At 72.5% G+C, this 10803-nt stretch carries 10 protein-coding genes; 7 read left to right on the forward strand and 3 right to left on the reverse strand.

What is annotated here, in order from left to right; genetic code table 11:
* Window positions 1-171: 171 nt before the first annotated feature.
* From ACGFNF_RS29860 to ACGFNF_RS29870, 3 genes are all read left to right on the forward strand, one after another.
* The gene (locus ACGFNF_RS29860; protein ID WP_393172253.1) at window positions 172-1371 is read left to right on the forward strand and encodes a hypothetical protein; all 1200 of its coding nucleotides are present in this window, start codon (window positions 172-174) and stop codon (window positions 1369-1371) included.
* Between the two features lie 66 nt (window positions 1372-1437).
* Entirely contained in the window at window positions 1438-1905 is a 468-nt protein-coding gene (locus ACGFNF_RS29865) for an SRPBCC family protein (protein ID WP_357580866.1), read from the forward strand.
* A 95-nt stretch (window positions 1906-2000) separates the two neighbouring features.
* Entirely contained in the window at window positions 2001-3227 is a 1227-nt protein-coding gene (locus tag ACGFNF_RS29870; RefSeq protein ID WP_357580867.1) for a PP2C family protein-serine/threonine phosphatase, read from the forward strand.
* Here ACGFNF_RS29870 and ACGFNF_RS29875 read toward each other — a convergent pair whose 3' ends face one another.
* Complete coding sequence (locus ACGFNF_RS29875; protein WP_357580868.1) at window positions 3228-3626, reverse strand: STAS domain-containing protein; 399 nt, start codon at window positions 3624-3626, stop codon at window positions 3228-3230.
* 169 nt (window positions 3627-3795) lie between these two features.
* Between ACGFNF_RS29875 and ACGFNF_RS29880 the strand changes: the two genes are divergently transcribed.
* The 3 genes from ACGFNF_RS29880 to ACGFNF_RS29890 all read left to right on the forward strand — a co-directional run bounded on the left by ACGFNF_RS29880 (window position 3796) and on the right by ACGFNF_RS29890 (window position 7143).
* Complete coding sequence (locus ACGFNF_RS29880) at window positions 3796-4218, forward strand: ATP-binding protein (RefSeq protein ID WP_357580869.1); 423 nt, start codon at window positions 3796-3798, stop codon at window positions 4216-4218.
* 112 nt (window positions 4219-4330) lie between these two features.
* The gene (locus ACGFNF_RS29885; protein WP_357580870.1) at window positions 4331-4837 is read left to right on the forward strand and encodes a hypothetical protein; all 507 of its coding nucleotides are present in this window, start codon (window positions 4331-4333) and stop codon (window positions 4835-4837) included.
* A 176-nt stretch (window positions 4838-5013) separates the two neighbouring features.
* The gene (locus tag ACGFNF_RS29890) at window positions 5014-7143 is read left to right on the forward strand and encodes a cellulase family glycosylhydrolase (protein WP_357580871.1); all 2130 of its coding nucleotides are present in this window, start codon (window positions 5014-5016) and stop codon (window positions 7141-7143) included.
* Window positions 7144-7217: 74 nt separating this feature from the next.
* On the opposite strand, the gene ACGFNF_RS29895 is transcribed toward ACGFNF_RS29890, so the two are convergent.
* Window positions 7218-8477, reverse strand: coding sequence for an MFS transporter (locus ACGFNF_RS29895; protein ID WP_357580872.1), 1260 nt, complete (start codon window positions 8475-8477; stop codon window positions 7218-7220).
* Window positions 8474-9604, reverse strand: coding sequence for a SagB/ThcOx family dehydrogenase (locus ACGFNF_RS29900; RefSeq protein WP_357580873.1), 1131 nt, complete (start codon window positions 9602-9604; stop codon window positions 8474-8476). The genes ACGFNF_RS29895 and ACGFNF_RS29900 overlap by 4 nt, the downstream gene beginning before the upstream one ends.
* A 577-nt stretch (window positions 9605-10181) precedes the next feature.
* On the opposite strand from ACGFNF_RS29900, the gene ACGFNF_RS29905 reads away from it, so the two are divergent.
* Entirely contained in the window at window positions 10182-10358 is a 177-nt protein-coding gene (locus ACGFNF_RS29905) for a hypothetical protein (RefSeq protein WP_393172242.1), read from the forward strand.
* The last annotated feature ends 445 nt before the right edge of the window (window positions 10359-10803 follow it).

Raw genomic sequence — 10803 nt, forward strand, 5'->3', positions numbered from 1 at the left:
AAAACCAAGGGGCCGGCGTGGGGGGGGCCCGGCCGCCGCCGGGGGGGGTGGGGTTTTCGTCCGGATACAACACCGGTATCCGGACGAAACCGCGCCTTGCCGGATCGCCGCCCGGACTCCGCCTCGGCTCGACCGCCCTCATGAAACAGGCCCTAGCATCACGGGGTGCGTGTGAAGTCCCTTGCCGTCCTGCTCGTCCTGTCCGTCGCCGGGGCGGGCCTGCCCGCCTGCGGCAACTCCGCCGCCGACGGCGACCCGCCGCCGGCCCCGACAGCCGCGGCGACGCCGGCCGGTGGGGCCGAGGCGAGCAGCCCTGGGTCCGCCCCGACGGCCCGTTCCGGACTCGGCGGGCCCGCCGCGAGCGCCAGCCCGGGGCCCTCGACGAGGGCGGCGGCGCTGAAGGCCGGCAACCCGGACGGCGGCGCGGCCGTGCCGGCCGAGGCGCGCGCCGTCGACACGTCGAGGCCGACCCGGACGATCGGCAGTGGCACCGCCGCCAGCTGCACCTCGGCCGCGGTGGTGAAGGCGGTCGCGGCCGGCGGCGTCATCACGTTCGACTGCGGGCCGCAGCCGGTGACGATCAAGATGACGGCCACCGCCAAGGTCCGCAACGCCAACGGGCCCAGGGTGGTGCTGGACGGCGGCGGCATGGTCACCCTCAGCGGCCAGGGGCAGCGGCGGATCCTCTACATGAACACCTGCGACAGCGCGCAGGGCTGGACCACCTCGCACTGCCAGGACCAGGACCACCCCCAGCTCACCGTGCAGAACCTGACCTTCGCCGACGGCAACTCCACCGGCGAGCGCACCGAGGGCGGCGGCGGTGGGGCGATCTTCGTCCGGGGCGGCCGGTTCAAGGTGGTCAACTCGCGCTTCGTCCGCAACCGCTGCGACCGGACCGGCCCCGACCTGGGTGGCGCGGCCATCCGGGTACTCAGCCAGCACGAGAACAAGCCCGTGTACGTGGTGGGCAGCACGTTCGACGGCGGCGTCTGCGCCAACGGCGGCGCGCTGAGCAGCATCGGCGTCACCTGGGCGGTGCTGAACAGCGTCCTGCGTGACAACCGGGCGGTCGGCACCGGGGCCAACCCGGCCAGGCCCGGCACACCGGGCGGCGGCAGCGGCGGGGCGATCTACTGCGACGGCAACGAGTTCACCGTCCGGATCGCCGGCACCATCATCGAGGGCAACGAGGCGAACGAGGGCGGCGGGGCCGTCTTCTTCGTCAGCAACGACCGCACCGGCACCATGCGGATCGAGAACTCCACCCTGCGCCGCAACCCGAGCAACGGCTTCGAGACGCGCGGCTACCCCGGCATCTTCTTCCTCGGCGCCCGCAACCCGACGCTGACCGGTTCGAGGCTGAGCTGACCCCCCACCGCCCCGGGTCGGTCGACGAGGATGGGCATGGCGCAGAGGCGGTCCTAGGATCGGGTCATGGGACGGACCGACCGCGCCAGCCGGGTGATCGCGGCACCACAGGCGACCGTCTACGGCGCCCTGCTCGACCGGGAGGCGCTCGAGGCGTGGCTGCCGCCCGACGGCATGCGCGGGCGGATCGAACGGTGGGATCCCCGGCCCGGAGGCGGGTTCCGGATGGTCCTGACCTACCTCGACGCCGGTGACAGCCCCGGCAAGACGTCGGATGCGACGGATGTCGTCGACGTCGGGTTCGCCGCCCTGGTGCCACCCGAGCGCGTGGTGCAGCGGGCGGTGTTCGAGGCCGACGACCCGGCGTACGCGGGCACCATGACGATGACCTGGCACTTCGCTGCCACCGGCGCGGGGACCGAGGTCACCGTCACCGCCACGGACGTACCACGCGGTATCGGCCAGGCCGACCACGAGGCCGGGATCGCCTCCTCGCTGGCCAACCTGGCGTCTTACGTCGAAGCGGCTCACTGAGGTCGTCGCACGGGAGGATCGCCGTGCTCGGCGCTCACCGGCCGGGTCTGTAGGCTCCGACAGTGGAGAGCAGCCGAGGGCGGAACGTGGTTCAGATGTTGTTGGATGCTGCGGAGAACGCCTCGCCGGTCGAGGCGGTGGAGGCGGTCACGCGGGAACTCGGCGCGGCGCTGGGGGCGCGTACCGTCGCGTTCCTCATCGCGGACCTCAGCGGCCGGGCGCTTGTCCGGTTGACCCACGTGCCGCTCGACGGCCCCGGTGCGGGACGCCGGGACGGCGACGAGACCGCCACGTTGATGCCGTTCGACGGCGGCCCCGCCGAGCAGGCGCTGCGCACCCAGGCGGTGCAGGTCTTCGCGCAGCCCGACGGGTGGACGGTGCTGGCGCCGGTGACCGAGCGCGGCGAGGCGATGGGCCTGCTCGAGATGGTCCTGCCGGACGAGCCCGACGCGCGAACGCTGGAGGAGATCGCCCGCACGGCGCACGTGTTGGCGTTCGTGGTGATCGCCAACCGGCGGTACACCGACCTGTTCGAGTGGGGGCAACGGACGACCCCGTTCACCCTCTCCGGGGAGATCCAGCGCCGCCTGCTGCCCGCCTCGTTCACGTGCGAGGCCAGCGCGTTCACCCTGTCCGGCTGGCTCGAACCCGCCGCCAGCATCGGCGGGGACACCTTCGACTACAGCCTCGCCCGCGACGTGCTGCACTTCAGCGTTACCGACGCGATGGGCCACGGGGTGGCCAGCGCGCTGACGGCCACCCTGGGCGTGGGCAGCCTGCGTAACAGCCGCCGCCGCGGGGCCGGTCTGGTGGAGCAGGCCGACGCCGCGAACGCCGACGTGGCCGCACACGGCGCCGTGCCCGGCAGTTACGTCACGGCGGTCCTCGGCCGTCTGGACCTGCGCACGGGGGTGTGCGCGCTGCTCAACGCCGGGCACGTGCCGCCGCTGCTGGTCCGCGACGGGGACACCCGGGCGCTGTCGCTACCGGCCAACTTCCCCCTCGGCATGTTCGCCGAAGCCAGTTACGGCGCAGGCGAGATCAGGCTGCGACCGGGCGACCGTGTAGTGGTGGTCACCGACGGGATGCGGGAGCGCAACGCCGCCAGCCTGGACCTTCCGGCCCAGTTGCGGTCGATCGCCGGGCTGCATCCGCGCGAGGCCGCCCGGGCGTTGGCGGATGCCGTGCTCGAGGTCAGCGGACCGAGCCTGGCCGACGATGCCACGCTGTTCATCCTCGACTGGCACGGCGGGCACAGCGAGGACCGGAACACCAGCGCCGGCGCCGACCAGGCACGTGCCAGCGGCGCGCTGCCCGACTGACTACCGGCCCGTCGCGTCGCGCCCGGACGGCAGATCGGCCTCGGCCGCCTGCACGCTGTCGTAGATGTCGATCACACGGTCCACCGACGTGACCGTCAGGACGCTCCGCACGGCGGGCTGCAGGGCGGCGAGGCAGAGCCGACCGCCAGCCTCACGCAACGCCTTGAACGTCACCACCAGCGCGCCCAGCCCGCTGGAGTCCATGAACCCCACCTCGGCCAGATCCACCACCACCTGGCGGTCAGCGGCGTCGACCAACTGTTGCAGACCCTCACGCAACTGCGGGGACGTCGCCAGGTCCAGCTCGCCGCGCACCTCGAGCACGGTGCAACCCCGGCCCGGCCGGACCGACAACAGCAGTGCCACAACAGCCTCCCCACGCCGATGATCCCCGCTCACCCTATGCTGCCGGGGTGCGGACCGCCGACGGCCGGCGGACGTCGCACCGACACGCCCGGCCGTTTCACCACGGCGACTCCGGGTAGTGCTGATCACCACCGACGCGTCCCGCCCCGAGATGTGGCACAGTAGGCCGGCGCGGTCACCCAGGGGGAGGAGAAACGGCGCGATGCGCGTTACCACGACGTTCTCACTCCCGCGTCGACCGTCCTCGGTGACCCGCGCCCGCCACGTACTCGCCACCCTGCTGAGCCTCACCGACGCCGCCGAGGACTCCCGTGGTCACCTCGCCGTGCTGATCACCGAGGCGTGCACCAACGCGGTGCTGCACGCGGACGCCGACAGCAGCGTCGACATCACCATCGTGATCGACGACGACGTCTGCCTGCTCGAGATCGGCAACCGCGGCAGCATCCCCGCCGGCGCCGGGCTCGACGCCGCACTGCCCGACCCGCTCACCGTCGGCGGTCGCGGACTGCCCCTGATCACCGCGCTGGCCGACACGGCCGCCTTCGTCGCCGGGCCGTCGGACCAGGTGCTGCTCCGCGTCACCAAACACCTCACCGGCGTACGGACGTCGCCGGTCCCCTGACCGTCGTCGACGGCTGCCCCGGTCGGGTTGGTGACCTCATGCTTGCCGTGCGTGACCGGATGGTCGAGGGTCGAACCCTGCTCACATCCGTCGTACATCGCCGAGGAGTCCCATGCAGCCGTTCGACCTGACCAGTGGCGACCAGATCCTCCTGCAGCCCGCGCTGGCGAACAACGTCAGCGGGATGAACCTCTCCGTACGCACCGATCTCGGCACCCGCGTGGAGGCGTGGCGGGCGGCGCCCGCCGTCACCGGTGACCAGCGGTTCTTCTGCCACGGTTACTCGCTGGGCACCTTCGGAGCGCACAGGTACACCGTCTGGGGCGACTTCCTGCCGCAAGTGCTGGCCGACGAGTACCAGACACTCGGGCGGATCGACAACGCCCGCCACGTCGCGCCCAGGGACGTGCTGGTCTGGTGGCTGGGGGGCACGGACGCGTACCACTCCGCCGTGGTGGAGCAGCCGGCGTTCCTGCCCACCGGCGCCCTGGACCCGGCGCAGACGAGGGTCAGCTCGAAGACCGGCACCGGCCCGCTGTGGATCGGTGTGCTGGCCGATGACGTGAAGCAGCAGTACCGCTCCGCGGCGTACATCGAGGTGTACCGCCGCAACCAGTGAGGCGCGGCGCGGCGGTCGGGCCACCGGCCGCCCCGCGTTCCTCGCCCAGATAGAGGTACGCCGATTGACAAAGTTTGGAATCCAAACTTAATCTGCGGTTCGCGATCGGGTGCGGCCGCGTTCGTGGTGGCGCCTGCCGCGAGCCCGTCCCAGCGGCACCCCAGGCGAGGAGCGTCATGGCCGAGATGCGAGGCACGACGAGAAGAACCCGATGGCGGCTGAGCCTGTTCACCAGCGCCCTCACCCTGCTGTTGGTGAGCCTCGGCCTGACGTTCGCGGTGAGCGCGCACGCGGCTGCCGGCTGCCGGGTGGCGTACTCGGCCAACCAGTGGCCCGGCGGCTTCACCGCGAACGTGGCCGTGACCAACCTCGGTGACCCGGTCAACGGTTGGCGGCTGACCTGGACGTTCCCCTCCGGGCAGCAGGTGACCTCGGCGTGGAACGCCAACGTGACCGCCGCCGGCGCCAACGTCACCGCCACCGACGTCGGCTACAACGCCGCCATCGGCACCAACGCCACGGTGTCCTTCGGCTTCAACGGCTCCTGGTCGGGCGCGAACACCGCCCCCACGTCGTTCGCGCTGAACGGCGTCACCTGCACCGGCGGCGTCGGCCCCACCACCGCGCCACCCACCACCGCCCCGCCGACGACTCCGCCACCCACCACCCCGCCACCCACCACGCCGCCGCCGACCGGTGACCCGATGGCCTACGTGGCCGCGATGCAGCCCGGCTGGAACCTCGGCAACACCTTCGACGCGGTCGGCAGCGACGAGACGGCCTGGGGCAACCCGCGGGTCACCCAGGCGCAGCTGGACGCCGTCCGGGCGCAGGGCTTCAACAGCATCCGGATCCCGGTCACCTGGAGCAACCACCACGGCCCCGCGCCGGCGTACACGATCGACGCGGCGTGGCTCAACCGGATCAAGGAGGTCGTCGGCTGGGCCCTGGACGACGGCTTCTACGTGATGATCAACATTCACCACGACTCGTGGCAGTGGATCAACGCGATGCCGGCCGACCGGACCACCGTCCTCAACCGCTACAACGCGCTCTGGACCCAGATCGCGGCCGCGTTCCGGGACGCCTCGCCGAAGCTGCACTTCGAGAGCGTCAACGAGCCGCAGTTCGCCAACAGCTCCGGCGACGCCCAGAACGCCCAGTTGCTGCACGAGCTGAACACGTCCTTCCACCGGATCGTGCGGGCCTCCGGCGGCAACAACGCCACCCGGATGCTCGTCCTGCCCACCCTGCACACCTCGTCGGAGCAGGCCCGCATCGACGAGCTGACCAGCACCTTCACCCAGCTGGGCGACCGCAACCTGATCGCCACCGTGCACTTCTACGGCTACTGGCCGTTCAGCGTGAACGTCGCCGGGGGCACCCGGTTCGACGCCACCACCCAGAAGGACCTGACCGACGCCTTCGACCGGGTGCACAACGCCTTCGTCGCCAAAGGCATCCCGGTGGTGATCGGCGAGTACGGCCTGCTCGGCTTCGACCGGCACACCGGCACCATCCAGCAGGGCGAGAAGCTGAAGTTCTTCGAGTTCCTCGGCTGGTACGCGAAGACCAGGAAGATCACCACCCAGCTCTGGGACAACGGGCAGCACTTCGACCGGCTCACCTTCCAGTGGAAGGACCCGGAGCTGTTCGCGCAGATCAAGTCGAGCTGGACCACCCGCTCCGGCACGGCCCACGCCGACCAGGTGTACGTGCCGCGTACCGGCTCGATCACCGCCAGGACGCTCGCGCTGAACCTGAACGGCACCACCTTCCAGGGGCTCTACCAGGGCAGCACCGCCCTGGCGCAGGGCACCGACTACACCGTGTCGGGCAGCCAACTCACGCTCACCGCGAGCGCGCTGACCCGGCTGGTCGGCAGCCGGGCGTACGGCGTGAACGCCACCCTGCACGCGCGGTTCTCCGCCGGGGTCCCGTGGCGGATCAACGTGATCACGTACGACCCGCCTGTGCTGTCGAACGCGACCGGGAGCACCACCTCGTTCGCCGTCCCGACCCAGTTCCGGGGCGACCAGCTCGCCACGATGGAGGCGAAGTACGCCGACGGCAGCAACGCCGGCCCACACAACTGGACGCCGTTCAAGGAGTTCGACGTCACCTTCGCCCCCGACTACACCGGCAACCGCATCACGCTGACCGAGGCCTTCTTCGCGGAGGTCAACGACGGCGCCCGGGTGACCCTCACCTTCCATTTCTGGAGCGGCACGACCGTCACCTACCACGTCACGAAGTCGGGCAGCGGCGTCACGGGCGTCACCGCCGTCGCGGCCCGGGTGGGCTGACCCGGCAGCGGTCTGCACGCGCAGCGGGCCGTGGCCGCCAGGCGGTCACGGCCCGTTCCGCGTACCCGACGGGATCATCCGCTGCGGTCCGCGCCGGCGGCGTGGGCACGGGCGGGGTCGCTGAAGGTGCTGACGCCGGGGACCAGCAGCGTGAGGGCGCTGGCCGCGGCGGTCAGGGCGGCCGCCGCGACGAGGGTGGGCTGGATTCCGAACGCCGCGACCGCCGGCCCGGTGAGGGCGTAACCGACCGGCAGCAGGGCGAACGCGCTGAGCTGGTCCAGGGCGAGGGTCTTGCCCAGCACCTCGGCGGGGATCTCGCGTTGCAGGGCGGACAGCCAGTTAAGGAAGTAGATCTCCACGACGAACCCGCCGACCGCGAAGCAGAGCGCCGTGACAGGCAGCGGCAGGGCGAAGGCGAGGCTGGCGGGCAGGGCGGCGTAGGTGGTGAGGGCGAGCATGCTGACAGTGCCGGGCCGCCGGGGCCGCCAGCGGCCGGCCAAGACGATGGCAGGAAGGGCACCGGCGGCGGCAGCGGCGAGGACGAGCCCGTAGGCGAGTTCGCCGCCGAGGCGGTCCGCGGCGATCAGCGGCAGCAGCGTCAGGCTGGGTGCGGTGCCGGCGAAGAGCTGGACCGCCACGGCCGCCATGACGGCGGCGACCCAGGGGCGGTGCCGGACGGTGGCGATGCCGGCCGCGGCGTCGGCCAGGACGCTGGTCCGGGGCCGGTCACCGGCGGCGACGTCGCGCACGCCCAGCACCGCGAGGGCGCCCGTCGCGAACAGCAGGGCCGCCAGGCCCAGGGCGGCGTGGATGCCGATGGCCGTGACGATGGCGGCTCCGGCGAGCGCCCCGAGAAGGGTCGCGGAGCGCTGCACGGCGGAGACCATGGCGTTGCCGCGTTCCAGCAGGGCGGTGGGGAGCAGCGCCGGAACCAGGGAGCGCATCGCCGGCCGGGACAGGGACTCGGCCACGCCGGACAACGCGGTGACGACGCCGAGCGCGGCCAGGGGCAGGTCGTCGAGGGCGAGCAGCGTGCCGAGGACGATGGCGGTGCGCATCAGGTCGGCGGTGAACAGGATCCGCGGCCGGGAGACGCGGTCGGCGAGGATGCCACCGGCGAGCAGGCAGACCACCAGGGCGATCGCCCGGCCGGCGAGGATGACGGCGATGGTGCCGGCACCGGCCCCGCGCTGTACGGCGTACAGCGCGAACGCGACCGGCAGGATCTGGTCGGCGACGGCCCCGGCGGACTGGCTGGCCCACACCCGCAGGAACAGCGGATGCTGACCCAGCTTCTGCGCGGCGACGGTGGCGGGGCTGGTGGGCGCGTTCACTCCGGGTCGGCCGGGGACCGGTGCGAGCTGGCGGCCAGGCGGAACGGCGGTGCATATCCCGGCCCGGTGGGACCGGTGCCGTCGTCGGGTGCGGGATTGCCGGCGGAGAGCAGGTAGGTGGCGAACTCGTGGTCGGGATCGACGCCGAGCATCGCCTCGACGCCGCTGTCGTGGAACGCCACGGTCTGGAACGGCGCCAGGCCGAGCGCCGTGCAGGTCAGCGCGAAGGTCTGACCGTAGTGGCCGGCGTCGAACATCCACAGCCGGTAGGCCCGGGGATGGCGGTACTTCCAGGACAGGCGGGCGGCGACGGTGGTGGTGAGGCAGGTGAAGGCCCCCTGGTAGGAGGGTTCCTGCTCGTACGCCAGGGTGGCGATGCGCTCGCGGTCGACGGTGGCGTCGAGGAGTTCCAGGCGGTGCACCTCGGGCGCGTAGTGGTAGAGGCCGGCCGGGACGCCGGTGACGTCGTAAACGGCCACGTAGCACTCGACCTCGTGCCGGCCACCCGCGGAGGCGCTGATGCGTCCCTGCTGCGGGCCGAACGCGCCGCCGTCGAGGAATCGCTGGGGCGCGAAGGTGCAGGACAGGACGGTCGCGAGCGCGTCGATGCCGACGGGGGTGCCGGCGAACGCGCGGTGGGTGCGCCGGGCGGCGAACACCTCCTCCACGGGCGTACGCAGCGGCAGGGCGCGTCGGGGAAGGTGCACGGCCGGGGCGTCCGGGTACCGCTTGAACGGCGCCGGAGGTGTGCCGTCGGCGGCGATCTGCGCGGCGGTGGCGTCGCGTTGCGGCGAATCCACGAGGTAGTTGGCGTCGCGGGCCTCGGTGTGCATGCGCGACGCGATCGGCCCCCAGTGCTGCCAGACGGGCGGGGTGCAGGCGTCGTCGGTGTCGGCGACGAGGATGCCGGCCTCGCAGAGCTTGTGGACCGCCTGGACGGCGGCGTCGGCGGCCTCGCCCCCGAACTGGGCCGCGACCTCGTCGACATCGGTGAAGTCGTCCAGCCGCTGCAACAGGCTCAGCAGGTCGGGGGTGACCCGCAACCACCGGCGTTGACCGGGCAGGGCGACCATCAGCGCATCGCTGTCCCAGCGGCAGACGAGCTGGTCGCGGCGGCGTACCCGCATTCCGATGCCCTTTCGACGACGACGAAGCACGACGGACGGAATGGTGCCGGACCCGCACGCGGGTCCGGCACCGGGCGCGTCAGGCCGCCCCGTGGTTCAGCACAACGTCGTTCGTCTCGACGATCACGATGTCGAAGGCCATGGCTCGTACCTCCTCTCCGGCGCGGTGGGCTCGGTGCACCCCTGGACGGGTCCGTCCCCGCTGCAGCCGGGACGGACGTTCGGGGGAACCTCGGTGCCGCCGAAACGCAGTCAGGATGCGGATCGGTCGGGCGGACGAGGCGGGAAAGTCGACTGCGGCGAGCTTTCGGGACCCCGAAAGAGAAATTCGGATACAATTCCCGGGCGGCTCGCCGTCACGACAACTCCCCTCATCCGTTCCCGCTTGCGGCAATAGAGAAGGTAGCGAATGTGTCGACCCTCTGCCAAGGGGTCGACGGCCTTTGCCGGGCGGTCTTACAGCGAGAATCAATGGAGATGCGAGGCGACCGCCAGGGCCGGCGGCGGCCGGGGCGCCGGGCACCTGGTCGCCGACACGACGGGTGGCTGAGCCGGCGGTCAGGTGTCAGGAGCTGGCGTGCCGGCCAGCGGCTCGGCGCGGGCGTTCGCGCAGGTGGCGACCTCGTCTCCGGCCGACCCTGCGCCCGCTGGCGAGCGCTCGCCGGGTGCCCCGGATGGTGGTAGCCGGACCTTCCTCGGGTTCGGCGCGCCGCCGCGCGGGCGGGTGGTCGGGCGCTCCTCGGCGGCGATCTGACGAATCGCCGTCCCGGGACGGGCAATGCCGCCGGGTGGTGGGGAATTCCCCTCTCGGTGGGTTGCGGGTGGGGCATTCGTGCACGGGCTGGCGTATCGCCTGGGCGAGCCTTTGGCCATTGGTGTCCGGGCATTCCTGCCGGCGGCTCGGCGGCTGGTCAACGCATTCGGATGCGTCAAAGTCCCGGATGGTGGCCGACTGGGTTCACGGCCGAGGGGGAGCGCCGGCACCGCATCCACCGCCAGGCCCGCCGCGGCCAGCGCGGAGACCTCGGCCGGAATGCCGGACCGGGGCCGCCAGCCCGCCGACGCGCCGACGCGCCGACGCCGGGCGCCCCGGGCCCGGGGGGCGGGGGGGCGGCCGGCCGGGCGCCCCGCGGGGGGGGGGGCGGCCGGCCCCCCCCCCCCCCGCGGCGCGGGGGGGGGCCGCGCGGGGGCCCCGCCGC

This window comes from Micromonospora sp. NPDC048868 (assembly GCF_043198195.1).
GTDB lineage: Bacteria > Actinomycetota > Actinomycetes > Mycobacteriales > Micromonosporaceae > Micromonospora > Micromonospora reichwaldensis.

Bases quoted from the DNA above. Each gene is read 5' to 3' on its own strand.
- ACGFNF_RS29900 (WP_357580873.1), bottom strand. From the start codon at position 9,604: ATGCGGGTACGCCGCCGCGACCAGCTCGTCTGCCGCTGGGACAGCGAT.
- ACGFNF_RS29865 (WP_357580866.1), top strand. From the start codon at position 1,438: ATGGGACGGACCGACCGCGCCAGCCGGGTGATCGCGGCACCACAGGCG.
- ACGFNF_RS29870 (WP_357580867.1), top strand. From the start codon at position 2,001: ATGTTGTTGGATGCTGCGGAGAACGCCTCGCCGGTCGAGGCGGTGGAG.
- ACGFNF_RS29885 (WP_357580870.1), top strand. From the start codon at position 4,331: ATGCAGCCGTTCGACCTGACCAGTGGCGACCAGATCCTCCTGCAGCCC.
- ACGFNF_RS29890 (WP_357580871.1), top strand. From the start codon at position 5,014: ATGGCCGAGATGCGAGGCACGACGAGAAGAACCCGATGGCGGCTGAGC.
- ACGFNF_RS29880 (WP_357580869.1), top strand. From the start codon at position 3,796: ATGCGCGTTACCACGACGTTCTCACTCCCGCGTCGACCGTCCTCGGTG.